Annotated in this window: 26 protein-coding genes; 22 read left to right on the top strand and 4 right to left on the bottom strand. The window is 58.5% G+C overall.

What is annotated here, in order from left to right; all coding sequences use genetic code 11:
• Both ABLQ08_RS32345 and ABLQ08_RS32340 read right to left on the bottom strand, forming a co-directional pair.
• A partial coding sequence (locus tag ABLQ08_RS32345; protein WP_352950901.1) for a 3-hydroxyacyl-CoA dehydrogenase NAD-binding domain-containing protein occupies positions 1-219 on the bottom strand: 219 nt, incomplete at its 3' end.
• Complete coding sequence (locus tag ABLQ08_RS32340; RefSeq protein WP_352950900.1) at positions 216-1,127, bottom strand: 3-keto-5-aminohexanoate cleavage protein; 912 nt, start codon at positions 1,125-1,127, stop codon at positions 216-218. The genes ABLQ08_RS32345 and ABLQ08_RS32340, both read right to left, overlap by 4 nt.
• A 303-nt stretch (positions 1,128-1,430) precedes the next feature.
• Here ABLQ08_RS32340 and ABLQ08_RS32335 point away from each other — a divergent pair, with 303 nt between their 5' ends.
• Positions 1,431-2,384, top strand: coding sequence for a GlxA family transcriptional regulator (locus tag ABLQ08_RS32335; protein ID WP_352950899.1), 954 nt, complete (start codon positions 1,431-1,433; stop codon positions 2,382-2,384).
• Positions 2,385-2,419: 35 nt separating this feature from the next.
• Here the strand turns inward: ABLQ08_RS32335 and ABLQ08_RS32330 are convergent, their stop codons facing one another.
• A complete protein-coding gene (locus tag ABLQ08_RS32330) occupies positions 2,420-3,406 on the bottom strand; it encodes an ester cyclase (protein WP_352950898.1) in 987 nt (328 codons plus the stop codon).
• A gap of 149 nt (positions 3,407-3,555) precedes the next feature.
• Here ABLQ08_RS32330 and ABLQ08_RS32325 point away from each other — a divergent pair, with 149 nt between their 5' ends.
• The 14 genes from ABLQ08_RS32325 to ABLQ08_RS32260 all read left to right on the top strand — a co-directional run bounded on the left by ABLQ08_RS32325 (position 3,556) and on the right by ABLQ08_RS32260 (position 17,552).
• Complete coding sequence (locus tag ABLQ08_RS32325) at positions 3,556-4,620, top strand: ABC transporter ATP-binding protein (RefSeq protein WP_352950897.1); 1,065 nt, start codon at positions 3,556-3,558, stop codon at positions 4,618-4,620.
• Positions 4,621-4,699: 79 nt separating this feature from the next.
• Entirely contained in the window at positions 4,700-5,905 is a 1,206-nt protein-coding gene (locus ABLQ08_RS32320) for an ABC transporter substrate-binding protein (RefSeq protein WP_352950896.1), read from the top strand.
• 75 nt (positions 5,906-5,980) lie between these two features.
• Positions 5,981-7,006 carry a carbohydrate ABC transporter permease gene (locus ABLQ08_RS32315; protein ID WP_352950895.1) on the top strand — a complete coding sequence of 342 codons (1,026 nt, stop codon included), beginning with the start codon at positions 5,981-5,983 and terminating at the stop codon, positions 7,004-7,006.
• Complete coding sequence (locus tag ABLQ08_RS32310) at positions 7,003-8,160, top strand: carbohydrate ABC transporter permease (RefSeq protein ID WP_352950894.1); 1,158 nt, start codon at positions 7,003-7,005, stop codon at positions 8,158-8,160. Before ABLQ08_RS32315 ends, ABLQ08_RS32310 begins: the two co-directional genes overlap by 4 nt.
• Positions 8,161-8,198: 38 nt before the next feature.
• The gene (locus ABLQ08_RS32305; RefSeq protein ID WP_352950893.1) at positions 8,199-8,735 is read left to right on the top strand and encodes an ester cyclase; all 537 of its coding nucleotides are present in this window, start codon (positions 8,199-8,201) and stop codon (positions 8,733-8,735) included.
• Positions 8,736-8,880: 145 nt separating this feature from the next.
• On the top strand, positions 8,881-10,191 hold the full coding sequence (gene hisD, locus ABLQ08_RS32300; protein WP_352950892.1) for a histidinol dehydrogenase: 1,311 nt from the start codon (positions 8,881-8,883) through the stop codon (positions 10,189-10,191).
• A gap of 2 nt (positions 10,192-10,193) precedes the next feature.
• Positions 10,194-11,243, top strand: a complete 1,050-nt coding sequence (locus tag ABLQ08_RS32295; protein WP_352950891.1) for an ester cyclase — start codon at positions 10,194-10,196, stop codon at positions 11,241-11,243.
• A complete protein-coding gene (locus ABLQ08_RS32290) occupies positions 11,240-12,007 on the top strand; it encodes an SDR family NAD(P)-dependent oxidoreductase (RefSeq protein ID WP_352950890.1) in 768 nt (255 codons plus the stop codon). The genes ABLQ08_RS32295 and ABLQ08_RS32290 overlap by 4 nt, the downstream gene beginning before the upstream one ends.
• The gene (locus ABLQ08_RS32285) at positions 12,007-13,038 is read left to right on the top strand and encodes a LacI family DNA-binding transcriptional regulator (protein ID WP_352950889.1); all 1,032 of its coding nucleotides are present in this window, start codon (positions 12,007-12,009) and stop codon (positions 13,036-13,038) included. The genes ABLQ08_RS32290 and ABLQ08_RS32285 overlap by 1 nt, the downstream gene beginning before the upstream one ends.
• A complete protein-coding gene (locus ABLQ08_RS32280) occupies positions 13,025-13,993 on the top strand; it encodes an ester cyclase (protein ID WP_352950888.1) in 969 nt (322 codons plus the stop codon). Before ABLQ08_RS32285 ends, ABLQ08_RS32280 begins: the two co-directional genes overlap by 14 nt.
• Before the next feature lie 26 nt (positions 13,994-14,019).
• The gene (locus ABLQ08_RS32275; RefSeq protein ID WP_352950887.1) at positions 14,020-14,985 is read left to right on the top strand and encodes a cupin domain-containing protein; all 966 of its coding nucleotides are present in this window, start codon (positions 14,020-14,022) and stop codon (positions 14,983-14,985) included.
• Between the two features lie 49 nt (positions 14,986-15,034).
• Entirely contained in the window at positions 15,035-16,168 is a 1,134-nt protein-coding gene (locus ABLQ08_RS32270; RefSeq protein WP_352950886.1) for a cobalamin-independent methionine synthase II family protein, read from the top strand.
• On the top strand, positions 16,165-16,860 hold the full coding sequence (locus tag ABLQ08_RS32265) for an alpha/beta fold hydrolase (protein WP_352950885.1): 696 nt from the start codon (positions 16,165-16,167) through the stop codon (positions 16,858-16,860). The genes ABLQ08_RS32270 and ABLQ08_RS32265 overlap by 4 nt, the downstream gene beginning before the upstream one ends.
• Complete coding sequence (locus ABLQ08_RS32260; RefSeq protein WP_352950884.1) at positions 16,857-17,552, top strand: RraA family protein; 696 nt, start codon at positions 16,857-16,859, stop codon at positions 17,550-17,552. The genes ABLQ08_RS32265 and ABLQ08_RS32260 overlap by 4 nt, the downstream gene beginning before the upstream one ends.
• 54 nt (positions 17,553-17,606) lie before the next feature.
• Here ABLQ08_RS32260 and ABLQ08_RS32255 read toward each other — a convergent pair whose 3' ends face one another.
• A complete protein-coding gene (locus ABLQ08_RS32255) occupies positions 17,607-18,461 on the bottom strand; it encodes a MurR/RpiR family transcriptional regulator (RefSeq protein ID WP_352950883.1) in 855 nt (284 codons plus the stop codon).
• Between the two features lie 153 nt (positions 18,462-18,614).
• Here ABLQ08_RS32255 and ABLQ08_RS32250 point away from each other — a divergent pair, with 153 nt between their 5' ends.
• From ABLQ08_RS32250 to ABLQ08_RS32220, 7 genes are all read left to right on the top strand, one after another.
• Complete coding sequence (locus tag ABLQ08_RS32250) at positions 18,615-19,871, top strand: sarcosine oxidase subunit beta family protein (RefSeq protein ID WP_352950903.1); 1,257 nt, start codon at positions 18,615-18,617, stop codon at positions 19,869-19,871.
• Positions 19,872-19,880: 9 nt separating this feature from the next.
• A complete protein-coding gene (locus tag ABLQ08_RS32245) occupies positions 19,881-20,183 on the top strand; it encodes a sarcosine oxidase subunit delta (RefSeq protein ID WP_417714976.1) in 303 nt (100 codons plus the stop codon).
• Positions 20,180-23,173, top strand: coding sequence for a sarcosine oxidase subunit alpha family protein (locus ABLQ08_RS32240; protein WP_352950882.1), 2,994 nt, complete (start codon positions 20,180-20,182; stop codon positions 23,171-23,173). Before ABLQ08_RS32245 ends, ABLQ08_RS32240 begins: the two co-directional genes overlap by 4 nt.
• Positions 23,166-23,738 carry a sarcosine oxidase subunit gamma gene (locus ABLQ08_RS32235; protein ID WP_352950881.1) on the top strand — a complete coding sequence of 191 codons (573 nt, stop codon included), beginning with the start codon at positions 23,166-23,168 and terminating at the stop codon, positions 23,736-23,738. The genes ABLQ08_RS32240 and ABLQ08_RS32235 overlap by 8 nt, the downstream gene beginning before the upstream one ends.
• A complete protein-coding gene (locus ABLQ08_RS32230) occupies positions 23,735-25,066 on the top strand; it encodes an MmgE/PrpD family protein (RefSeq protein ID WP_352950880.1) in 1,332 nt (443 codons plus the stop codon). Before ABLQ08_RS32235 ends, ABLQ08_RS32230 begins: the two co-directional genes overlap by 4 nt.
• Before the next feature lie 29 nt (positions 25,067-25,095).
• Positions 25,096-25,929 (top strand): transporter substrate-binding domain-containing protein, encoded by an 834-nt coding sequence (locus ABLQ08_RS32225; protein ID WP_352950879.1) that lies wholly within the window; start codon positions 25,096-25,098, stop codon positions 25,927-25,929.
• Between the two features lie 78 nt (positions 25,930-26,007).
• Complete coding sequence (locus ABLQ08_RS32220) at positions 26,008-26,763, top strand: amino acid ABC transporter permease (RefSeq protein ID WP_352950878.1); 756 nt, start codon at positions 26,008-26,010, stop codon at positions 26,761-26,763.
• Positions 26,764-26,765: the final 2 nt, after the last annotated feature.

The following is a 26,765-nucleotide window of genomic DNA, read 5'->3' as shown; positions in this document are numbered from 1 at the left end:
CGCTGCCGCCAGATCGTCATGGAAGGTCAGTGCGCCTTCCGCCGGCAACAGCCGGTCATAGAGTGCAGGCAGGCTGCGGCGGGCATTGGCGATCACCTCGCCGATCTTGCGTTCCGCCTCCGGATCGGTGTCGAAGACCGCCACATCCCAGCCGTTCAGGAGAAAACGCGCTGCCCAGCCTCCGCCGATGACACCGCCGCCGACAATCGTTGCCTTCATGCCGGTGCCCTCTTTGTCAGTCCGAGCCGGTCACGCACATCCTGCGGACCGATGATCCGGGCGCCCAGTCCCTCGATCACCTTGACCGCCTTTTCCACCAGCTGGGCGTTGGTCGCCAGGACACCCTTTTCCAGAAACAGGTTGTCTTCCAGTCCAACCCGCACATTGCCGCCGGCCAGCACCGCTGCGGCCGCATAGGGCATCTGATCGCGGCCAAGGCTGAAGGCGGACCAGGTCCAGTCGTCCGGAATGGCGTTGACCATGGCCATGAACGTGTTCAGATCGTTCGGTGCGCCCCAGGGCACGCCCATGCACAGCTGTACCAGCGCCGGCGAGGCCAGCGTGCCTTCCTTGACCAGCTGCTTGGCGAACCACAGGTGACCGGTGTCGAAGGCTTCGATCTCCGGCTTGACCCCGAGCTCGGTCATCATGGCGCCCATGGCCCGCAGCATGCCCGGCGTGTTGGTCATGACATAGTCGGCTTCGGCAAAGTTCATGGTGCCGCAATCGAGCGTGCAGATTTCCGGCCGGCATTCGGCAATATGGGCCATGCGCTCGGACGCACCGATCATGTCGGTCCCGGCCGCATTCACCGGAAACGGCGCTTCGGTGGAGCCGAAGACAATGTCGCCGCCCATTCCGGCGGTCAGGTTCAGCACCACGTCGACATCGGCGGCGCGGATCAGCTCCGTCACTTCCCGGTAAAGATCCAGCCTGCGTGACGGGGCGCCGGTCTCCGGGTCGCGCACGTGACAGTGCACGACGGCGGCTCCGGCCCTGGCCGCATCAATGGCACTGTCTGCAATCTCGCGCGGACTGCGCGGAACATGCGGCGACTTGTCCTGCGTCCCGCCAGACCCCGTCACCGCACATGTCACAAATACTTCCCGGTTCATCTGCAAAGGCATTCAGCGCTTTTCCTTCTAGATGTCGTAAGTGAAGTCCAGTGCGGCAGCAGCATTCGCAAGGTGATTTCAGCGCATTCAAAGCCAGCCTGCGGGCACAAAAAGCCCGTCCAGGTGAAAACACCAGTCATCGCAAGCAATACGAAGAAACCGCCTCCCTCTGTCGCTTCAGGTCCTTATTATTGTGCGGTCGTTTCTGCGCCGCTCAAGACTTGAAGACGATGGCTTCGACTTCGAAACTGGCAATAGGTTAAGCAGAAGTTTTTGACTTGAAGGGTGCAAAAATTGCCATATGGTTGGCAAGTTATGCAAAAAGAGCCGCTTCACTTCTGCTTTCTTCTGTTCGATGGATTTTCGAACATGGTTCTGGCAAGTGCGCTTGAACCCTTGCGGGTCGCGCAGCAATTGCCGAATTCGGCCGAATTGACCTGGGACATCCTGACCCTCGACGGCTCGCCTTCGCTTAGCTCCAGCGGCATCGAAATCGCAGCACAAGGCAGCCTGCAATCGATGACCAGGACGGACTATCTTGTTGTGGTCAGCGGTTACGGGATACGTGAACACACGACAAAAGAGGCCTGTTCGCAGCTGCGCCGGGCAGCGCGCCGGTCCGGCAAGGTTGTCGGCGCCGACACCGGGTCCTGGCTCATGGCAGCGTCAGGCATCCTCGATGGGACGGCAGCAACAATTCATTGGCAGGAGATGGCTGCATTCGAAGAAACCTTTCATCGCATTTCGGTCTCCCAACGCCGCTATGTCGTGGAACCGGCCACGATTACCTGTGGCGGCGCTTCGACGGTGATGGAGTTGATACTTCACCTGTTGGGTGAACACTTCGGTCCGTCAGTGGCGTTCGATGTGTCCAACATGTTCATCTTCGATGTTGAACGGCAGCATCATCTCGGACGTGGGCCGGACAGGCTGAAGGCCGCCGGTTCACCGAAACTGAAGGCGGCAGTTGATCTGATGATCAGACACGTCGAGTTTCCCATGTCACTTCCCGAAATTGCAGACAGCATTCCGGTTTCCATGCGGAGCCTCAATCGCCTCTTTGCACGTGAACTCGGCCTGACGCCTGGCAAGTACTATCAGCTTATCCGCCTGGGACGAGCACGAGAGCTGGCGCGTGAAACCGATTTTCCGCTGGCCGAGATTGCGTTGAGGACCGGGTTTTCGTCGGCCTCGACCTTGAGCCGGGCCTTCTCGAGCACTTACTCCATGTCTTTCAACGAAGTGCGGGCCAAGCAGAAACGGGAGTGAAGCCGACAGTCAGCCGGCTCTCGTCTTGTCTGGTTTTACTCAGCTTGTTCACTGATTAGATCACGACCCATTTGCCGGAATAGATCCAGATAGTCGAGCAGCACCCAATTCTCCATGATCTTGTTGTTGGCGCAGCGATAGAAGTCCATCACGCGCAGGGTGAGGGGCTTGCCGGTCGCCGGCACACCGAGATAGTCGCCCTGATGGGTCATAGTCATGGAAGGCCATCCACTGACAGCGGCGAAGTTACCATCACCGATGCGGCAATAGTGATTGCCGCCGATCCGGTCGGGAAAAGCGGTCAGGAAGGATGCGCGGTGATCCTTTTCAAAGCCGCTCCAGCGGTAGTTGGAGCCAATGCCTCCCGGACCGTACCACAGCATGTCATCATGCCAGTAGCCGTCGTCGCCGGTCTGTCCCTTTGAGGTGAAGGTTTCAGGATCAAAGGCCTTGAGATCGCCGAGCATTGCTTCACACAGGTCGAGCGTTCTTTCGCCGTCTGCCAGTCCGATCGGCAGAACACCGTCATGTGTCGCCGGGCTGGGAAACAGCATCTCCGTTCCCAGCATGCCGGGGAGCGGGAACCGGTTCGCCTGTCGCATCAAGTCTAAGAGGTCGATGATGATCTTGGCTTCGGAGATCCGTCCATCGGGTTCGATCCGGTAGAACTCGCCGGAGCGAAGAAAGACCAGGTGATCTGATGGCCTGACACCGAACAGGGGTGCTTCAAAATTGCCGACATAGTGGCAGACGCTCGCAACCCAGTGACCTCCAGGAGCTCTTCTGTTCGGCCCGCCGATGAAAATTTCATCACGCCGACGCACATGGGAGAGTGCTTTTTTCAGCGGCTCAAGAAAGTTTTCCAGAACTGCGGAGCGTCCCTCCAACCGATTGACCGGATGTACGATGTCAAAAGTGACGTCTTTGGTCAAGTGACTGGAAAGTAACACCCTTGTCTCTTCAGTAGAGGCGTTCAGAACGGTGTTCAGGAAAGTGTGGGGAGAGCGCCGGAAGTCGGACATTTTGTGGCCTGCTGAGGGTTTGAAGAGATCTGATTTTAGTCATTTTGCATTCGTATGCAAAAAATCATTGCCAAAGAAAGATAAGTGTGTCTACTTATTTTGCATAGGAATGCAAAAATGTATCAGCGAACGGTTTTGGAGGGGACGTTGTGGCTGAAATACAGCTGAAAAACGTGTCAAAGCGTTGGGGTGCTTTTGTCGGAGTGGACAATTTCGACCTGACGATTGCCGATCGTGAATTTCTGGTTCTGCTTGGACCGTCAGGCTGTGGCAAGACCACGACCATGCGGATGATTGCCGGCCTGGAAGATGCCTCGGACGGTGACATCGTCATCGGCGGCCGGGTGGTGAATGATCTCGATCCGAAGGATCGCGATATCGCCATGGTGTTCCAGTCCTACGGCCTTTATCCGAACATGAATGTCTATGAGAACATTCGCTTTCCGCTGAAGGTGCGCAAGGTCGATCCGGCAAGCCACGAAGAGCGGGTAATGCGCGCTGCCGAAATGGTTGAACTCACCGACTTCCTGCACCGGAAGCCGGCCGAACTGTCGGGCGGACAGCGTCAGCGTGTGGCGCTTGCAAGGGCGATCGTGCGCGAACCGAACGTCTTTCTGATGGACGAGCCGCTGTCCAACCTCGATGCCAAGCTTCGTGTGTCGACCCGTGCCCAGATCAAGAACCTGCAGCACGAGCTCAAGGTCACGACGATTTACGTTACCCATGACCAGATCGAGGCGATGACCCTGGCGGACCGGGTGGTGGTCATGAAGCGCGGCATCATCCAGCAGGTTGGTACGCCGACCGACATCTACGACCGTCCCGCGAATACGTTCGTGGCAAGCTTCATCGGGTCGCCTGCAATGAACCTGATGGAAGGAACGCTGCAAGGCGGCGTCTTTACCGGCGAAAACGTTTCCATCAGCGGACTTGGCGGTCCCGATGGTCCGGTGGTTCTAGGTTTCCGGGCTGAAGACGCGGCTGTCGCCCGGCCCGAAAACGGTGGCGGCGGCGCGGAGATCAACGCAGCTGTCTACACCATGGAACTGCTCGGCGATGCGACCATGATCACGGTCAAGGCAGGCGGAGCCCTCGTATCGGTCAAAGCCAACAAGGATTACCGGATCGAGATCGACGAAACCGTGGATCTGAGCATTCCGGCAGAGATTTGTCACCTTTTCAATCATGAGACCGGCGCGCGCGTTGACGCGTAAGCCTGTCCGCCACGGCAGCATGCCAATCCAACCAGAGTTGCGCCAATCGGGCGCGCGGAACAGCAGGGAGACCTGACAGATGTTGAAGAAACTGCTTCTTGCCGGCGCTATGTCGCTGGCCGTTACCGGCGCCGCAGGTGCTTGTGACTTTGAAAACACCGTTCCGGTGAAATCTCTTTCGGCAGGCTTTGAAGCCTGGAAGGCCGTTACGTCCTTCATGGCCAAATGCGGCGATTTCCAAGCGGAGCTGGATCAGGAATTCAGGAAGAAACAGCCGGCTGCCTTTGCTGCCAACCCTGCGCTTTATCAGATCGGCGGGGTCGCCAACGGCACGCTTGTTCCGTTGCTGAACGAAGGCACCGTCCGGCCGCTCGACGGGTTGATCGAAAAATACGGCCAGAACCTGACCCCGAACCAGCTCATCAAGGTCAATGGTGAAGTCATGGCCGTCGCCATGATGGTCAACGCCCAGCACCTGATGTATCGCGAAGACATCCTGACGGATCTCGGGCTTCCCGTGCCGAAGACCTATGACGAAGTGCTCTCCGCTGCCGCCAAGATCAAGGAAGCAGGTGTCGTCGATTACCCGCTCGGCGGCACCTACAAGACCGGTTGGAACCTGGGCCAGGAATTCGTGAACATGTATCTGGGCATGGGTGGCGAATTCTTTGGTGCAGACAACTCGGCGACCATTGAAAACGAGCAGGGTGTTGCCTCGCTCGAAATGATGAAAAAGCTGACGGAGTTTATGGATCCGGAGTATCTGGTGTCCGATTCCACCTATGTTCAGCAGCAGTTCCAGCAGGGCAAGATCGCCATGGCCAACCTGTGGGCCAGCCGTGCGGGCGCCATGGATGATCCGAACGAGTCCCAGGTGGCCGGCAAGGTGAAGATGGCCGGTGCGCCGACCGCCAATGCCCGCGCAGCGTCGACATTGTGGTGGGACGGTATCGTCATCGCGAAAAACGCATCCGACGAAGAAGCCGAAGCCGCATTCCGGATAGCCATGAACGGCATGACCCCTGAAATGGTGAAGGAAAACAACGACGTTGCCGTTTGGCTGATCGAAGGATATGAGCCCGGTCCGCTCGCGCAGGGTGTTGTCGAGACGGCTGCAGAAGGTGCACTGCCTTACCCGGCAAGCTCCCAGATGGGCCTGATGCATACCGCGCTCGGCAACGGTGTCTCCGACTATCTGACCGGTGCGAAAGACGCGCAAACGACGTTGCGGGACATTGCGGCGGCCTACACCACGTCGGCCAAGGAAGCCGGACTGATCCAGTAATCGGCAACCGAAACCGCAGAGGGCGATCCCGCCCTCTGCCCCGAACATCTGACACGTGCAACAGGGGAGGGCAGCATGAAATTCAAAACGTTTGCCGCTTTTGTCGGCCCGTCCATTTTTCTGATGCTGCTGTTTATTGCTGCACCGCTCGTCAGCGTTTTCATGCAGAGTTTCTATGTCACGCAACCCGTCTTCGAGACGGTTGAAGTCGAAACCTGCACTCCCGGCTTTCCCACCCAGACTTGCGTGACCGAGATCAAGACCCAGCCCAAGATTGGCGAAGACGGCAAGGTTGTCACTGCGGAAAAGTATGTCGGCTGGGAGAGCTACAGGAATGTTCTGGAGCCGGACCGTGCCTGGGCAGCCTTGAGTGCTCTTGATTTCAACAGGCTGCTGACAATTGATTTCTGGAAGGCGCTCCGCTTCACCCTGACTTTCACGCTGGTGACGCTCCCGTTGGTGATCGGGGTCGGCCTGGCTATTGCGATTGCCGTCAACAACGCCACCCGGATGATCCGCGGGCCGATCATATTCCTGTCTCTGCTGCCCTTCATCATCACACCGGTGATCGGAGCGCTGTCGATCCGCTGGTTGTTCATCGGCGACGGCATCATGACCGCGTTCCTGGAATGGTGGCTTAGCCGGGACATATCAATGTTCGCGCAAGGCTGGACCATCGAGCTTCTGATGATGTTCTACCGCGTCTGGCACGTCGCTCCCTTCGCCTTCGTCGTTTTCTACGCCGGTCTGCAGACGGTCAATCAGGACACGCTGGAGTCAGCCGTAATTGATGGCGCAAGCCGTTGGGAACGTCTGCGTTACGTCGTCATTCCGCATCTGATGCCGCTGATCGTTTTCATCTCGCTGATCCATTTGATGGATTCCTACAGGGTGTTTGAGGAAATCGTCGGCTTCTCAAGCCAGGCCTATCGCATTTCGCTGCAATGGCTGACCTACGACCTGTTGGTTCCTGATGACAGCGGCAACCGCTCCATCTCCCGGGCTTCCGCGAGTGCGATGCTGACCATGATCGGGATTGTCATCCTGCTTGTCCCACTGTTGCGCAAAACCTGGCGCGATCACAAAGGAGGACGGGTATGAGCCTGCCGAAATCCATGCAGCAGCCGGTGGCCTTGCGTCTGTCTTCCGCCGGCTTTCTAAGCTTCTGGTGCCTGATAGCTGCCTTTCCGATCTTCTGGATCGCAGTCATGAGCTTCAAGGACCCGATAGACGCCTTCGCTTCCAATCCGTTCGACGTGATTTTCGGGCCGGAAACGGTTGCAACGGGACGCGGACTGTCGATTGTCAGCATAATCGCCGGTATTGCCGTTCTCTGGTACACGGTGCACTTGGCCTTCGGCGCGCTCCCAAGGCTGGTCGGCAAATATTCGCCGCCACATCTGCTGGTCGCCGGATGGATTGTCGGTGCCCTGGTGTTTGCACTCGGGTTCCTGATTGTCTTCTTCGGCATCCTGCCGCCGGTTCTCAATGCGGTTAACTCGGTCCTTGGCCCGTTCGGAAAACCGATCCTCGGGTTGACGACCGAGCATTACAAGGCTGTCTGGATCGACAACGCCTTTTACGAGAACTTCATCAACTCGCTGATCGTCACGGCGGGTGTCGTGACCGTGTCTCTGACGGTGGGAACTCTCGCCGGGTTCGGTCTGGCCCGCTCCGGCTCCAGCCTGGCCTTCTGGATTCTGATCATCGCGCTCGTGTTCCGTGCGCTGCCTCATTCCGTGCTGGTTGCCGGTTACCTGCCACCCTTCATCAACTCGGCGGAAATCCTGAGGCCGATCCTTGGTGATGCAGCGCCGACGCTTTACGGCAAGCCCTGGGCGGTTATTGCCGTGCTCGTCTCCATCAACCAGCCATTCACGATCTGGATGTTGCGGTCGTTTTTCCAGAACATCCCGACTGAACTGGACGAAGCGGCCCGCGTCGACGGTTGCACCCACTTCCAGGCATTCCGATGGGTGATCATGCCGGTGATGTGGCCGGGCGTCATCACCACCGGCCTGTTCAGTTTCCTGCTGGCCTATAACGACTATCTGGTGTGCTCGCTTCTGCTGGATGCACAGAACCAGACTATGGTTCCGGCAATCGCCGGCTACTTCAACCGCGAGACGACGACGACGGATCAGGTCGAGGCAGTTGCCGCGGCGGTTTCAATCACCGCGCCGCTGTTCCTGCTCGTCATGATCTTCCAACGCCAGATCGTTTCCGGTCTGACTGCAGGTGCGGTGAAGGGATAGGTCATGCGTTTTTCACACACAACGATCAGAGGTGGATCATGAAGGGTTCGCGTCCCGAACAGGCGGTGTTGAGCCGCGATACGGATATGTCCAAGACCGAAGAGACCCGCAGTGTCATTGAAGGCATGGTCGACGGCCTCAACGATCACCGGATTGCCGACATAGGGGAGTTCTTTTCCGAAGGCTTCCGTTGGATGGGCAATTTCGGCTGCGGCAAGAAAATCGGCTTGAAGGAATTCCAGGACAACTGGCAAAAGCCCTTCCAGGCCGCTTTCTCCGACAAGGTCTGCGTCGACGAAGCCCGCCTTTACATGGGCGAGTGGGCGGCGGCCTTCGGCCGCCAGGAAGCGACACATTCCGGCGAATTCATGGGTATTGCTCCGACCGGCAAGCGGATCGAGATCCGCTATATGGATTTCTGGAAAGTGGTCGACGGCAAGATCGTCGACAACTGGGTCATGGTCGATTTTCCACATGTGCTGGCGCAGCTTGGAAAGGACGTTTTCAACGGCGATGGATGGGAAGCCTATGATCGTGGTGAGAAAACACCGCCTTCGCCGGAAAGGACCGCCTAACTGGTTAGTCAAGCAGATTGCCGAGATGGGTGGAAAGCGGCTTGAAGTTTCTGCATACGTATGCAAATTGAAGAGTGAAAGAGGCACGAAAGGCTGATGATCCGGGCAAGAAGATCGCCAACCAGTGCTTTGAAAGGGATGAAACATGGCCATTGAATTTCTGAAGCGCGGCAAGCCGGAAGCGGAACGGTCTGAAGACGACGCCAAGGTTCGCGCCATTGTCGAGACGACGCTCAGGGAGATCGGAACCCGTGGTGATGCGGCCGTCAGAGACCTGTCGGAGAAATTCGATAGCTATTCACCGGCCTCGTTCCGCCTGAGTGCCTCGGAAATCGAAGCCCTGATGAACCAGGTCTCGTCTCGGGACATGGAAGATATCAAGTTTGCTCAGGAACAGGTGCGCAAGTTTGCCGAGGCGCAGCGCGCGTCGATGCTGGACATCGAAATCGAGACTCTTCCGGGTGTCATCCTGGGTCACAAGAACATCCCCGTGCAGTCGGTCGGCTGTTACGTGCCGGGCGGCAAATTTCCAATGGTTGCTTCGGCCCACATGTCCGTGGCTACGGCTTCTGTTGCCGAGGTGCCGCGCATCATCGCAGCGACACCGCCCTTCAAAGGTGCTCCCAGTCCGGCCGTTATTGCAGCCATGCATCTGGGCGGTGCTCATGAGATTTACGTACTTGGCGGTATTCAGGCTGTTGGTGCGATGGCCCTCGGCACGGAAACCATTGATCCGGTGCATATGCTGGTTGGTCCGGGCAACGCCTTTGTTGCCGAGGCGAAGCGCCAGCTGTTCGGCCGAGTGGGAATTGATCTCTTTGCGGGTCCCACGGAGACAATGGTGATCGCTGACGATACAGTCGATGCGGAAATGTGCGCGACCGACCTGCTCGGGCAGGCCGAGCACGGCTACAATTCACCGGCGTTTCTGGTCACCAATTCCCGCAAGCTTGCAACAGACACCCTTGCCGAAATCGACCGGCTCCTGAAGATCCTGCCGACAGCGGACACCGCTGCCAGGTCCTGGGAGGACTATGGCGAGGTGATCCTGTGCGACACTTACGATGAAATGCTCGCCGTTGCCGACGATATTGCCTCCGAGCATGTGCAGGTGATGACCGATCGGGATGACTGGTTCCTGGAAAACATGACCTGCTATGGCGCGCTGTTCCTGGGGCCACGCACCAACGTTGCCAATGGCGATAAGGTGATTGGTACCAACCATACGCTGCCCACCAAGAAAGCCGGCCGCTACACCGGTGGTCTGTGGGTCGGAAAGTTCCTGAAAACCCATTCCTATCAGAAGGTTCTGACCGACGAGGCGGCTGCTGAAATCGGTGCCTATTGTTCCCGCCTCTGCATGCTGGAGGGCTTTGTCGGTCATGCCGAGCAGGCCAATGTTCGCGTCCGGCGCTATGGCGGTGGCAATGTGCCTTATGGAGAGGCTGCCGAATAATCATGGACAAGCACACAAGGCATAAGGCCCTGATCGCCCCGCTTCGGGCTGCCATGTACGATTTTGAGGAGATGCCCGTCCGCGCGGCCATGGCGGAGCTTTGTGCACCGGACGTCCTGTTTCGGCTTTGTCATCCGTTCGGTGACACAGCCGGTGCCGAGGCCTTCTACGACAAGGCCTATGCACCGCTCTTCAGGTCGCTGCCCGATCTTGAGCGTCGCGACACAATCGTGATGGCTGGACCGACCCCGGAAGGGGACGACTGGCTTGGTTGCGGCGGATACTATACGGGCACGTTCGAAAAACCGTGGCTCGACATTCCGGCAACCGGCCACCAGGTCGCCATGCGCTTTCACGAGTTCTACCGTTTTGTCGACGATAAGGTCGTTGAGTTTCAAGCGCTCTGGGACATTCCGGAAATGATGGTGCAGGCGGGCGCTTGGCCCATGGCACCGACGCTTGGCCGGGAATGGCATGTGCCGGGACCGGCAACGCAGGATGGACTTGTACCGGGACCGTACGATGAAGAGGCAGGTCGCAGCACATGCCGGCACATCATCGAGATGCTTCAATACATGAAGCGGCACCCTTCGCAGGGTGGGCCTGAAGTCATGGAAATGCCTCGGTTCTGGCATCCGCGCATGAACTGGTACGGTCCGTCCGGCATTGGTACCGGGCGTGGCATCAAAGGTTTTCGCAACTGGCACCAGATCCCGTTTCTGAACGGCATGCCGGATCGCGGGCAATATGTCGATGAAGTGACCTACCACTTCTTCGGTGACAGAAATTATGCGGCTGTCACAGGGTGGCCCAACATGATCCAGTCCGTCACCCATGACGGCTGGATGGGAATTGCCCCGACCGGCAAGAAGATCACCATGCGCAGCCTGGATTTCTGGCGTCTTGAAAACGGATTGATCCGCGAAAACTGGGTGTTGGTCGATCTTTTGGACGCCTATTCGCAATTGGGCGTTGACGTTTTCAACCGACTTCGGGATTTCAACAAGGCCCGTCCGGGCTTTGATCCTGAAACCGGAGTATCCCTGACATGATCGACCTTCCTACCACCCCGAGCTTTTCCCTGACCGGAAAGAAAGCGCTTGTGACAGGTGCTTCTTCCGGCATCGGCCTGGCCTGTGCCACCGCTCTGGCGGAAGCCGGCGCGCAAGTGGTGCTGGCCGCTCGGCGGCAAGACAAGCTCCGTGAGGCGGTTGAGGCGATGATCGCCAGGGGATGGAAGGTTTCTGCGTTGCAGCTGGATGTTGCCGACGTTCTGGAAGTTCAGGTCAGCGTTGAAAAACACGGACCGTTCGACATTCTGGTCAACAGCGCAGGCCTCGCGCGTCATTCACCAGCAACCGAAACGACGCCGGAAGACTTCGACGCGGTGATGAACATCAATCTGCGTGGCGCCTATTTTCTCACGCAGTCGGTTGCCAAAGGCCTGCTTGAGGCAGGCAAGCCGGGATCATTGATCAATATTTCGTCCCAGATGGCTCATGTCGGCGGCATCGACAGGGCGGTCTACTGTGCATCCAAATTCGCCGTTGAGGGCTTCACCAAGGCGATGGCCCTGGAGTTCGGCCCAAAGAAGATCAGGGTCAACACGGTCTGCCCGACCTTCATTCGAACACCTCTGACCGAGCAGACATTTGATAACCCGGAAAGGGTCGAGTGGATCAAGGAAAAGATCAAGCTCGGCCGCACGGGAGAAGTCGAGGACATCATGGGTGCCGTTCTCTACCTGGCCAGCGATGCCTCATCGCTGGTGACAGGAACGGCGCTTCTGGTCGAAGGAGGTTGGACGGCGGATTGATGGTCAGCGAAAAGGTCACCTCCATAGAAGTCGCGAAACGGGCAGGGGTCAGCCAGTCTGCTGTCAGCCGCGTGTTCACGCCGGGGGCTTCCGTTTCTCCCAAAATGGCGGAAAAGGTCTTGAAGGCAGCCGAAGAGCTGGGTTACCGGCCGAATGTTCTGGCCCGGTCGCTGATCACGGGACGCTCCCGCATCATCGGCCTCGTCGTTGCCTATCTGGAGAACCAGTTCTACCCGGACGCATTGGAAAAACTCTCCAACGCGCTTCAGCAGCACGGGTACCACATCCTCGTTTTCATGGTTTCGAACGATGATGCCAGTGTCGACAAGGTGATGGGAGAACTGCTCGACTATCAGGTTGACGGCATCATCACCGCCTCGGTCGGCATGTCGAATGCGCTTGCGGCCCGTTGTTCGGCAGCCGGTGTTCCTGTTGTTCTTTTCAACCGCGGCCAGGACGATGACAGGCTCAACCAGGTGACATCCAACAACCTTGATGGTGGACGCCAGATTGCAGACTTCCTGGTTGCCGGTGACCACAAGAAGATTGCGCATATTGCCGGCTGGTCCGGATCGTCCACCGGCCGTGACCGTGAAGCCGGTTTCAGGTCGGGGCTGGAACAGGCCGGCGCCGAACTCGTTGCCTGCATCGACGGCATGTACAATCGCGAGACCGCGGCGGCAGCCACTCGCGAACTGTTCTCCGGCAAGGACCGGCCCGATGCGGTGTTCGTCGGTAACGACCACATGGCCTTTGCCGTCATGGATGTCCTGCGTTTCGAGCTGAAACTTGACTTGCCGGGCGACGTTTCGGTCGTCGGTTACGATGACGTGCCGCTCGCTTCCTGGCCTGCCTATGACCTGACGACCCTGCGCCAACCCTCCAACCGCATGGTGGAAGCAACGGTTTCCACCCTGCTCGGCTGGATCGAAGAGGGCAGCAAGGATGTTCAGAAAATCGAGATCGACGGATCGTTGATGATCCGCGGATCTGCTCGCATACCCGAAGGATGGCCCGATGAAAGGCTTTGACCCGCGCTGGAAGGATTTCCCCGACTACATTATCGGGATTACCAGGGAAATCTGGGAAGAGCGCAAGATCGCAACCCTGCATCACTACTATTCCGATGACATTGTCGTGCGCTCTCCGGCCTCGGTTGTCGTCGGCAATCAGGGGGTGATCGGTGCGACCATGGCAACGCTTGCCGAGTTTCCCGACCGCACCCTGCTGGGGGAAGACGTCATCTGGTCCGGGTCGCCGGAAGACGGCATGCTGTCCTCCCACCGGATCATTTCAACGGCGACGCATTCCGGCGATGGGGTCTACGGCAAGGCGAGCGGCAGGAAACTGCGCTACCGGATCATTGCCGACTGCCATGCGATCGACAACCAGATCAATGATGAATGGCTGATCCGTGACCAGGGTGCGATCGTGCGGCAGATGGGGTGGGATCCAAAGGAATATGCCCTGAACCTGATCGAGCGCGAAGGTGGGCCGGAAGACTGCGTGCGGCCGTTCACTCCCGCCATCGACAAGCCGGGCCCGTACAAAGGCAAAGGTAACGATAATGAATGGGGCGCCAGATACGCCAGCATCCTGACGCGGATCATGGGTGCGGACATGGCGGCGGTCGAGGCCGAATATGACAGGGCCTGCCAGCTTGCCTATCCGGGTGGTGTTGAAGGCGTTTCGTGGGCAGATGCAGACCGGTTCTGGATGGGCCTGCGCGCCAGTTTCCCCTCGGCGGATTTCAAGATCGAGCACCAGATCGGCCGGGATGATCCGATGATGCCGCCACGAGCGGCCCTCCGCTGGTCGCTTCATGGCAGGCATGACGGCTGGGGTGTCTTCGGCAAACCGACGGGGGCAGACGTCTACGTCATGGGGGCGGCCCATGCCGAGTTCGGGCCCTGGGGCCTGCGCCGCGAATTCGTTCTTTTTGATGAAACGTCGATCTGGAAACAGATCGCATTGAAGACCGGCTGATAAAGCCAGAATCCTGAAGGCCCGTTATGACCCCTGAAGAAATGGAAACCCGGATCGTCCGGTATGGTGACTTGCAGCCCTGCCGCACGGCTTTCATCGATGCTCACACCCCCGGATCCGACCAGAAGGAGAACTTCACGGTTATCGGCGGCGGTGTTTCGGAAAGCCCGGACCAGCATGTCCACATCAAGGAGACGCCGGGCTTCAATATCGGCGCGGCAGGCCAACCGCCAAAATGCAGGAACTCTCTTCATTCGCATCGGACGGCAGAAGTCTTTTATGTGTTGAAGGGCCGCTGGCGGTTCTTCTGGGGCCGTTGGGGCACCGCGGGCGAGGTGGTCCTGGAAGAAGGCGATATCTTCAATATTCCAACCGGCATCTTCCGGGGATTTGAGAATATCGGCACCGACTACGGGATGATCATGGCGATCCTTGGCGGGGACGATGCCGGCGGCGGTGTGATCTGGGCTCCTCAGGTGATCGAGGACGCAAAGGATCATGGCCTGGTGCTCGGTGAAAACGGTGTTCTTTACGACACAAAGCTGGGGCAGAGCCTGCCGGAAGGCGTCAAGCCGATGCCGCTTCTCACGGACGAAGAGCTGAAGGCCTATCCGGAGCCCGGGAATGAAGCGGTCGTACGCGACTATGTGGCCCGCTATTGGGACATGATGGCGCTGGCTGCCAACAAACCGTGCAAGGTGATCGGCGAGACGGCTCTGCTCAGGGACAAACCGGGATTTGAAGTCGAATTCCTGACCCGTGGTTCGCTTCCCGAAACAAGTTACACGCTGGAGCGCCACGAGATCCTGATGGTGATGCGTGGTCACTGGAAACTGAGCTGGGCGGATGGAGAAAAGGTTCTGGCACCAGGCGACACCTGTGCCGTCCCTCCAGGGCTGGAACACAGTCTCAAACCGTCCATGAGTGGCGAAGCAAGTCTTTTCAGGGTGATGAATACCAAGGATGCCGCTGGCCCGACCTGGGTTGGCTGAGAAGATAGTGCGAGGGCAGGGCGTTCCTGCCTCTTTGCGGGAGGAGCTTATGAGCAAGATAGAAGTCACCCATGTCGGCTCTTTGCCACGAACGCAAAAGGTCGTCGATTTCATATTCGCCCGGGAAAAAGGCAAGCCTTATGACGAGGCGGCATTTGATGCCGCCATGGCCGAAGCGGTGTCCGAGACCGTCCGCAAGCAGGTTGAAGCCGGCGTGACGATCGTCAGCGATGGTGAAACCTCCAAGATCTCTTATGCCACCTATGTGAAGGACCGCTACACCGGCTTTTCCGGAGACAGTCCGCGCAATGCGCCTGAAGATCTGAAGCTTTACCCGAGTTTCCTCAAGCGGATCGCGGAAAGCGGTGGAACACCGCAATACGCACGGCCGATGTGCACGGGCGAAGTGCGTTCAAAGGGGCAGGGGGAACTTGAAAAGGACATTGCCCATCTGAAAGCCGCGATGGCTGAACACGGTGCCGAACGCGGTTTCATGAATGCGGCGTCGCCCGGCGTGATCTCGCTGTTTCTGCAGAACGACCATTATCCGACACGGGAAGCGTATCTGCAGGCGCTGGCCGATGTCATGAAGGACGAATACGAGACCATCGTCGCCTCCGGTCTCGATCTGCAGCTCGATTGTCCGGACCTCGCCCTTTCCCGTCACATGCTCTTTACCGATCTTTCTGATGAGGAATTCGTCAGGATCGCCGCCGGTCACGTTGATGCACTCAATCACGCGCTGCAGAATATCGACCCGAAAAAGGTTCGCATCCACATCTGCTGGGGTAACTACGAAGGCCCCCATGTGTGTGACATTTCCATGGACAAGGTGTTCTCGACCCTGATGTCTGCTCGTGCCCGCTACATCCTTTTCGAAACCTCCAACCCGCGTCATGCGCATGAGTGGACCGTGTTCCGTGACCGGAAAGCTGAAATCCCCGATGACAAGATCCTGGTGCCGGGTGTTGTCGATACGACCACGAATTTCGTTGAGCACCCTGAGGTTGTTGCACAGCGCCTGGAGAGATTTGTCGATATCGTCGGTGCGGATCGGGTGATCGCCGGGTCTGACTGCGGTTTCGGGACCTTTGCCGGGTTCGGTGCAGTTGACCCCGAAATCGCCTTTGCCAAACTCGGAGCCTTGGCGGAGGGGGCAAAACTTGCGGGAGATCGCGTGTGAGCCCACTGGTTCTTTTGCCCGGAATGATGTGCGACGCCCGCCTTTACGGGCCGCAAATTGCCGCCTTTTCCGGGAGCGTGCCCCTTCACCTTTCTCCGATCACGGAACATGAAACGGTTGAAGCTCTGGCGGCGGACATTCTGGCTCAGACACCGCCCCGGTTTGCGCTTGCTGGGCTCTCAATGGGTGGAATTATTGCAATGGAGGTCTTGAGACAGGGCCCCGAGCGTGTTGAAAGACTTGCGCTTCTTGACACAAATCCGCGCGCGGAACTGGAAGAAGTTCAGCAGCGGCGCGAGCCTCAGATCGCGAGGGTGAGGGCAGGTGGCCTGCGGGAGGTCATGCGGGACGAACTCAAGCCGAACTACCTCGCCGACGGGCCCAGGCGCCAGGACGTTCTCAATCTTTGCATGGACATGGCGCTGGATCTTGGCCCGGAAGTCTTCGAGCGGCAGTCGCGTGCACTGCAATCCCGGCCCGACCAGCAGGAAACACTCATATCCTTCAAGGGGCCGACACTCGTTCTCATGGGAGCAGAAGATCGCCTGTGTCCACGCGACCGGCATGATCTGATGCACCAGCTCGTTGAGAACTCCACTTTGGAAATCATTGACGGCGCGGGGCACCTGCCGACGCTGGAGCAGCCCGACGCCGTCAACAGTGTGCTCAAGACCTGGTTGGAACTGACATGAACAGCGATTTGCTCGACCTCTTGAAATCCGTTGACACGCCGACCGTCTGCAACGCTATCGAAGTTGCTGAAGGCAAACGCGGCTTCAACCGTTTCACCCATGGCACGATGCTGTCGTCCGACCCGGATGGTGGTGCGATGGTTGGCTACGCGCGTACGGCCAAAATCTCCGCGCTGGCGCCACCCACCGAACCGGCGGATGTCATCAAGGCGCGGCGGATGGATTACTACCGGTATATGTCCGAGGGCGAACGGCCAGGGCTGGCAGTTGTTGAAGATGTCGACTATCCGAATGCCATTGGCGCCTATTGGGGCGAAATCAACACGACGGTTCACAAGGGCCTTGGTTTGTCCGGAGCTCTGACCAACGGCGTCATGAGAGACCTCGGAGATCTGCCGGAAGGGTTTCCGGTCGTTGCCGGCTCGATCGGCCCGAGCCACGGTTTCGTGCATGTGAAGGAAATCGGCACACCGGTGAAAATCTTCGGCCTGGATATCCATCCAGGCGAACTGGTGCATGCGGACAGGCATGGCGCTCTGGTCATTCCGGAATACCTGATTGACCAGCTAGCAGACGCAATCCGGAAACTGCTCGACACCGAACAACTGGTGCTCGGACCTGCGCGCGAACCCGGTTTCAACTTCGAAAAGTTCGAAGCTGCCTGGTCTGCCTTCGAGAAGGCGAGAACATGAATGTTCTCTGCAGCTTAACGGCGTGAGAAACGCGTCTTGGAAGATGGCATGGCGCTAATATTCGACATAGGCGCTGCTTCTCTTTCGAAGCCGCTCGAACTCCTCGACCCGCGCAATCTCGCTGCCGTCTCCGTCCATCACGATGGAGGCCAGAATCACTTCCACCAGTGCTGCCATCGCTACCACCGACGGGTAATAGTGGGGACTGTTGGCGTCGGCGCAGAAGGCAAAGTCGGCATCTGATGCGAGCGGTGAGCTGGGCCGGTCCGTGACTGCGACCGTATATGCACCGTATCGCTGAGCATATTTCATCGCATCCACGGTACGTTGCGCGATCGGGTTCATGCCAAAGCAGATAACGATATCCTCCTGCTGCAGAACGCCCATCGGTTCGGCGGCGACGGAATATTCCGCTCCCACAAGCCTCAGATTGGACAGGATGAGGCTGCCGGTGTTCTTCATCATCGAAGCAAGCCAGAAAAGAGACCCCGAGCCGACGAGATAGACGTTCGGTGCGCGACGCATCAGATCCGCTAGCCTGTCCAGCTCTTCTCTTTTGAGGGAAATTCTTAGCTGACGGATGTTTTCTTCAGCGGCCAGCAGGATCTGTCCTGCATTTGAGTCCTTGCCGTCATCGGAGGTCCCTTGCTGCAACGCGCCGGCGCGTGCGCCGAATCCGCCGCGTATCAACTCGTTCTGAAAACCGGCCTTGAAATCCTCGTAGCTGTCGAAACCCAGGTGACGGGCCAGCCGCAACATGGTCGTCGATGTAACGCCGACCGCGGTTGCCGTGCTGCGCATGGAATCGAGCGCCATGCGGTCCGGGTGATCCAGCGCATAACGCGCCGCAACGGCCAGTTTCTTGGGCAGGTCGGGCAACGCCTTGCGCAATGTTTGCGTGAGATTCACAGATGGGTCTCCGGTACTTTTTTGCAGCAAACGATATTTTTCGCGCCGGAACAAGCCTGATGAAAAGAAAAAATAGACCAAATGATATTTTTTGTTGCAAAAAGTATCATTTGGAGCATTCTATCCGAAACTCACGCAACAGCACGGCAGATGATGACCCGCTATTCCGCCCTATCCGTATTCCGGCATGCGCTATCAGGCAACAAGACCTGGAGCCGGGCCTGGCGCGATCCGGACCCCAAGCCCTACTATGATGTTCTTGTTGTCGGCGGCGGCGGGCACGGCCTGGCAACCGCCTATTACCTGGCCAAGGAACATGGCATCACCAATGTCGCGGTTGTCGAGAAAGGGTGGCTGGGCGGCGGCAACACCGGCCGCAATACCACCATCGTGCGTTCGAACTACATGATGCCGGGCAACACGATGTTCTATGAGCGCTCCATGCAGCTCTGGGAGAATCTGAGCCAGGATCTCAACTACAATGTGATGATCTCGCAGCGCGGCCAGTACAATCTGTGTCATTCACCGGGCCAGATGGATGCTGCACGCCGGCGTGGCAACATCATGCGGGCAAATGGTATCGATGCTGAGCTGTTCGACCGTGAGGAAGTCAAACGGCGTCTTCCCTATCTCGACTATTCCGAGAACGCACGTTTCCCCATTCATGGCGCGATCTTTCAGAGCCGGGCAGGGACGGCCCGCCACGATGCTGTTGCCTGGGGGTTCGCGCGGGGTGCCGATCAGCATGGCGTCGACATTCTGCAGCAACGCGAAGTCACCGGTTACCTGTGGGACGGCGGCAAGATCGTTGGGGTCCAGACCAACCGGGGTGACATCCGCGCGGGCAAGGTTGCTCTTTGTGTTGCCGGTCACAGCGGCCATCTGGCGAAAATGGCTGGCCTTCGCCTGCCGATCGAAACGCATTGCCTGCAGGCCTTCGTCACAGAGCCTTACAAACCGCTGGTCGATACCGTGATCGCCTACGGTGCAGCCCATTTCTATATCAGCCAGTCGGACAAGGGCGGTCTGGTGCTGGGCGGAGACCTGGACATGTACAATTCCTATGCACAGCGCGGTGGATTGCCGGTGGTGGAGCACACGCTTGCCAGTGCCAAGTCGCTGATGCCCTGCATCTCCCGGCTGAAGCTGCTGCGTCACTGGGCCGGCGTGATGGATATGTCCATGGATGGGTCCCCGTTCATCACGAAAACTCCGGTCGACGGCCTTTATCTCAACGGTGGCTGGAACTACGGCGGCTTCAAGGCGACACCTGCTTCCGGGTGGTGCTTTGCCTGGACCATCGCAAAGGACGAACCCCATCAGGACAATTGCGAGTTCACGCTCAACCGGTTCGATCGCGGCTACCAGATCGATGAAAAGGGCATGGGCCCGCAACCCAACGCACATTGAGCCAACGAGATGATCAGGATCAACTGCCCGGTTTGCGGGCTGCGCAACGAAACGGAATTCACCTACGGAGCTGACGCAACGGTCAGGCGCCCGCAGTTGGATGAGAAAGAGATGAAGCCCTGGGTGGACTATGTCTTCAACCGCGACAATCCACGCGGCTGGCACAGGGAGTATTGGCATCATGTTCAGGGATGCCGTCAATGGCTCGTTCTTGAGCGCAACACGCTGACCCATGAGATCGGCACTTGTGAGCTTGCGCGCGAGGCTGGGGAAATCGACGGAATCGAATTGGCACGGGAGGCTGGCGAATGAAGCGCCTTGAAACTGGTGGCCGCATCGATCGCGGTAGGCCGCTCTCCGTCCGTTTCGAGGGGCGGGAACTCCCGGCCTATCAGGGGGACACGCTCGCGTCCGCCATGTTGGCGGGCGGCGTCTCGCTTGCCGGGCGAAGCTTCAAGTATCACCGCCCCCGAGGCATTTATTCGGCCGGTGTGGAAGAGCCCGGAGCACTGGTGCATTTGCGAGAAGGTGACCGGCACGAACCGAATGCACGTGCAACGACGACTGAAGCTTTCAACGGTCTCGTCTCGACCGCACAGAATGCCTGGCCGAACCTGAGCTTCGATATCGGAGCGGTGAACAATTGGGTCAGTCCCTTCCTGAGCGCGGGCTTCTACTACAAGACCTTCATCGGCCCGTTCAAGCATTCCACCAGGTTCTGGATGACGTGCGAGGCCTTTATCCGCAAGGCCGCCGGTATGGGGCGAGGAACCTATCTGAACGATCCGGACCACTACGAAAAGCGGAATGCCTTTTGCGACGTTCTGGTGATCGGCAGTGGTGCTGCCGGGCTATCAGCAGCCCTTGCCGCGGGCCGTGCCGGTGCCGAGGTTCTTCTGGTCGAGCAGGATTTCGATCTCGGTGGTGCCGTTTTGTCGGACCCTGCCGGCAGCGAGGGCGATAACTGGGTTGCCTCCGTGAAGGCAGAGCTGGACGGCATGAGCAATGTCCACCTTCTGACTCGTACGACGGTGTTCGGGGCATATGATGGTGAAACCTATGGGTTGGTCGAGCGCGTTTCCGATCATCTCAAGGCACCTGAAAACCACCAGGTCAGGCAACGCTACTGGCTGGTCCATGCCAAGCGCGCGGTCATGGCGACAGGCGCTATCGAACGGCCGCTGGTTTTCGGTGGAAACGACAAACCGGGCGTGATGCTGGCAGGCGCTGCAAGAACTTACCTCAACCGTTTTGCCGTGCTTGCAGGCCGGAACGTTGTGGTGACCACCAACAATGACAGCGCCTATGCGGTTGCAACCGATCTGGCCCTGGCAGGTGCCACCGTCACCCTTGCCGACCTGCGACCGGCCATCTCCGAAGAACTGGAAAGCGCTGCGAGTGATGCAGGCGTTACGCTGCTGCTCGGTCACGGCGTGTTGGAAGCCAAAGGCGGCCGGAAAGTTGCCACAGCGATTGTTGCGCCGGTCGATACGGAAGGCAAGGCCAGCGGAGCAGGGAAGTCCGTGTCGGCGGATCTGATCGCCGTATCGGGGGGCTGGGCTCCGGCTGTCCATCTGTGGTCCCAGCTCTATCGAAAGCCGGTCTACCATGAAGAAGGTGCGTGTTTCGTGCCGCAGCCAGAGGCCGGGCATCAATTGCAATCGGCAGGAACGGCGATGGCCGCCGCGTCTCTTGATGAGGTAATTGAACAGGGCTTTGCAAGAGGTGCTGAAGCTGCAAGAAGCGCCGGTGCATCCGGCGACAGTGGAACCAGGCCAACCGGATTTGAAACCGGTCCGTTCTGGCGACATGAAATGTCTCCGGTCTGGGCGGTTCTCGATGCGGATGGAACACCTCGGGGCAAGGCCTTTGTCGACTTTCAGCATGATGTGAAAATCAGCGATGTCGATCAGGCGCATCTTGAAGGTTATGTCTCTGTCGAGCACCTCAAGCGCTACACCACGATCGGGATGGCAACGGACCAGGGCAAGCTCTCGAATGTCAACGCGCTTGCCCGGATGGCCGAGCTTCGCGGTCTCAGCATTCCGGAAGTGGGAACGACGACTTTCCGCCCACCATTCACGCCGATTTCCATGGGTGTTCTGGTTGGTCACGAAACGGGTCGCCACTTCCGTCCGGTGCGCCTTTCGCCGATCCACCATTGGCATACGGAAAATGGCGCGGTGATGACGGAAGCAGGGGCGTGGATGCGCCCCTGGTATTACCCGCAGTCCGATGAAGATCTGCGCTCGGCCTATATTCGCGAAGCTGCTCATGTGCGTGAGCATGTCGGCATGATCGATGTTTCGACACTGGGCAAGATTGCGGTTCAGGGGCCGGATGCGGCCGAATTCCTCAACCGGATGTACGTCAACGGTTGGAAAACGCTGGCCGTCGGTCGGCTGCGCTATGGTGCCATGCTTCGCGAAGACGGATTTGTCATGGATGACGGTGCTACCGCGCGGCTTGGCGAACATGACTACTTCATGTCCACCACGACCGCCAATGCGGCCAAGGTGCTGGCATTTGCCGAACATCTTTTGCAAACCGCCTGGAAGGATCTGAAGGTTCACGTCACCACAGTGACCGATCAATGGGCCGCGATCGCGGTCGCCGGTCCCAAGTCAAGGGCGTTGCTGAGCGCGGTTGCGGATGCCGATCTCAGCCGCGAGGCTCTGCCGAACAACCATTTCACGCATGCGATCATTGGCGGAGTGGACGTGCGCATCCACCGGATGTCCTATTCCGGAGAACTGGCCTACGAGATCTACATACCTGCCGGTTATGGCCGCCATGTCTGGGAAGTGTTGCAGGCCGCAGGCAGGGAGCACAACCTGAGGTCATACGGAACCGAAGCCATGGGTGCATTGCGCATTGAAAAAGGCCATATCGCCGGACCGGAAATAGAGGGACGTACCACGCTCAAGGATCTCGGGCTGGAAGGGTTTGCTTCGAGCAAGAAACCATTTGTCGGTTCCATCCTGCGCAGGCGCCCGGTTCTTGAAGATCCGACCCGCCCCACACTTGTCGGTCTTGAGATTGAAGGTGAAACCGGGGCCAAGGCCGGGTCGATCCTTTTCCCTGCAGCGGGTGAAACAAGAGGGCACGGCGACGGCTGGGTCTCCTCGACGACCTATTCGCCTGCGCTCGGCAAGAACATCGCTCTGGGCCTGTTGAAAAACGGCAAGACCCGAACTGGCGAGACCATCCGTGTGGTCAACTTCGTTGGCAATGAAATCCTGAATGCCAAGGTCGTTTCCCATCATTTCTTCGACCCGGAAGGAGCACGTCAGAATGGTTGACGTCCTGTCTCCCTTGAAAACCAAAACGAAAGCGGGCCGTCACGGTGCTGCGGGTGATACTGGCGTCACACTTGGAATACGGTCCATTGAGGGGCTGTGGCAGCTTGCAGGTTGGTCCGGGTTCGAAACCGCCGCCGAACCGATCCTGAAGCGCCTTGGCCTTGAGGACGCAGGTACGTTTCGCGAGGCTCGCCGAACAGATCACGCGACCGCCTGGCGCATTGCACCCGACAAGATCCTTCTTGAGACAGCCAGGGGACTTGGCGATCAACAGTCCGCCGACCTTGCGGTTCTCGATCTCGGTCATGCCCGTGCAGCGATCACGTTGAACGGCCCGGCCGCCAGAGACTTGCTGTCACAGCTGATTGCAATCGACGTTTCAACAGCAGCTTTCAGACCCGGTGAGTTCATTCAGACCGGCATTCACCACATAGGTGTTCTGATCCATTGTCTCGAAGCTGATCGTTTCGACATCCTGGTTCCGGGCACCTGGGCGGAAAGTGTTTGGGAAGTGCTGTTCGACAATGCGCTGCCGCATGGCGTCGAAGTGCGGGAGGCCCCATGACCACATCGATAGCCCGCCGGTTTGCTCAATTCGCGGTCTCCGAGGCTTCATGTCCGGATGACGTGACGCAGGTCGCAGATCGTGCGTTGCTGGACACAATCGGCGCAATGGTGGCTGGCGGGGCGCACGAGGCAACACAATGCGTTGCAAAGGCGATGGTCTTGCATGGCGGTCCGGCGACATGTGCGACCGGTGGAAGCCGTGACGTGGAAACCGCGGCGCTGATTAACGGGACCGCGGCGCATGTCTGGGACATCGATGATACGTCCTACACGGGGATCATGCATGGGTCTGCGGTGATCGTTCCCGTCGTACTGGCGATCGCTCAAGACATCGGTGCGGATACTGATCTTCAGCGGCGTGCCCTCGTTGCCGGATCGGAGATCACTTACGTCCTGGCCGATCTGTGCACGCATGATCACTACTTCCGGGGCTGGTGGAGCACGGTGACGTTCAGTCTTGCCGGAGCAACGGCAGCGGCCGGCGTTCTTCTTGGTTTGGACGAAGACCAGATGACGGCCGCGATCGGGCTGGCCGCAGCATCGTCCGGAGGTGGCAAGGCCGTGTTCGGGACGGATGGAAAGCCGTTCCTTGTCGGTGATGCTGCCCGCAGGGCCATTACCTTTGCGAAGATGGCGCAGGCGGGGCTGAGCGGACCGGAAGAAGCGTTTGAAGATAATCGCGGTTATCTGCAGTTGCTCAATAATGGTTCCGCCGACATGAGCGTGCTCGACAGCCTCGGAGGGCGCTGGCGTCTCCTGCAGCCCGGCCTGCTTTTCAAGACAAATCCGGTGTGTTCGGCAGCCCACGCTGCCATCGACCAGATGACCGCGTTGATGAATGAGTTGAGCGCGAAGCCGGACGAGATCGAAGACGTCAGGGCCGAAGTGCCGGAACTGGTCGATATCAGTCTTGTCTATCCGACCCCGCAGACGCCGCAACAGGCCCAGTTCAGCCTTCCATACGCGCTTGCATGTGCGGCGCTTTACGGCCGTGTCCGCTTTGAGGACCTGCTGCCACATGCTGTTCACAAGCCAGAGAAGATCGCGCTCATGGCGCGGGTCCGCACAGTCCGTGCCGCGGACCTTTCAACCGACACCATGCGCGAGAAATTTCCGGAAAGTGCGCGCCTGACGCTCACACTGAGGGACGGGCGCACTGCCTCGGGTTTCTGCGGAACTGCCTATGGAATGCCGGACAACCCATTATCGGAGGAGGATCTTTTGTCGAAATTCGAGACCGCTGTCGCCTTTGCCGGACGTGAAGGCGCGAACCGGTCACGTCTGGGGGAAAACCCTGCCGAGCTGTTTGCTCAAATTATGCGCTGAATAAATCAGCCAAACTTCTGGAGGGAAGAATGAAAACCGTACTTGCAGCAACTACCGCTTTGATGACCTGCTTTTCCGCTGTTTCAGCAACGGCAGCCGAGTGTTCCAACGAAGCCTGGAACCGGGTTATGGAGCGTGGAAAAGTCATTGTCGGCGTGAAAGCCGACTATAAGCCCTGGGGCTTCCGCAACACCGATGGTGAACTCGTCGGCATGGAAATCGATATGGCCCAGGACGTCGCCGACGCAATGGGCGTGGAACTGGAACTGGTCCCGGTTCAATCCTCGAACCGGATGCAGTTTCTGGAGCAGGGCAAGATCGACCTGATGATCGCTACCATGTCCGACCGGGCGGACCGCCGTGAAATCGTCGGTATCGTCGGGCCGAACTACTACACCTCCGGCACCAATCTGCTTGCTCCAAAGGCGCTCAAGCTGACCGACTGGGAACAGCTGCGTGACAAGCCGGTCTGTGGCAAGCAGGGTGCGTTCTACAACCAGATCGTGGAAGAGCGTTACGGCGCCAAGATCATTGCCTTTGCGGGCAATGCGGAGGCCAAGCAGGCCCTTCGGGACAAGAAGTGCATCGGCTTCGTTTATGACGACAGCTCGATCATGGCGGACCTGGCGTCGGGAGACTGGGACGAGTTTGAAATGCCTATGAAGACCGAAGATGACAATCCCTGGGGGCTCGCCGTTCCGAAGGCGGAACGCAACTGTGTCTTCGGCCGTTTCATGTCCGGCATGCAATACAACTGGCACAAGGACGGCAGGCTGGTCGCGCTGGAAGAAAAGTGGGGCATTCAGCCGACGACCTACCTCGCGGACCAGAACGAGCGCTTCAAGGACTGGCTGTCCGAATAACCGCATCAGGCTAGACACGCATCGTGTTCCGTGCCCTTCAGGGGGCACGGGGTACGCAATTCGTCGAGAGGGGGCGCGATGCTGGACACGGTCCAAGAATTTTTCCGGCAGATGGCAGCCGATTTTCCAACCTGGAATTTCGTGTTCTTCTATGAAGGACGCCAGTGGGACAAGGTTGTCTCCGGGCTGTGGATGACAATCAGACTGTCGGTTGTCTGCATCATCTTCAGTGTGATCATCGGTGTCGTTGGCGCCGGCATGCAAAGAGCGCGAAGCCGCTTCGTGCGGGGCATCGTGCAGGCCTACATTCAGTTTTTCCGCAATACGCCGCCATTCGTTCAGTTGCTGTTTTTCTATTTTGCGCTTGGCGCATTCACGCCGACCTACAGCCCGGATGGCTGGCTGGAGGTTCCGATCATCTCCAATGTCGGCTGGGCGATCATTTCACTCTCGTTCTTCGCCGGCGCGTTCAACGTTGAAATCTTCCGCGCAGGCGTGGAAGCCGTGCCGAAATCGACGCAGGAAGCCAGCGAAGCGCTCGGCTTCACGCGGTTGCAGACGTTTGTCTACGTGGTGCTGCCTCTGGCATTGCGCGTCTCCATTCCGGCGCTCAACAACAACCTTGTGAACCTGGTCAAGACCACGACACAGGCCTTCGTGATCGCTGTGCCCGAACTGCTCTATCAGTCGATCACCATCTGGAACGACTTTCCGTCGGCGCAGAACCCGATGATGCTGGTGCTGTTCGTTTCCTATCTGGCCTTGGTCGGGATTCTGGTCCTGGGCATGAACAAATGGGAGCGTGTCATGCGCATTCCCGGGTATGGAGCGTAAGC

The organism is Roseibium sp. SCP14, assembly GCF_040329475.1.
Classification (GTDB): domain Bacteria; phylum Pseudomonadota; class Alphaproteobacteria; order Rhizobiales; family Stappiaceae; genus Roseibium.
This window is presented reverse-complemented; position numbering and strand designations above follow the sequence as displayed.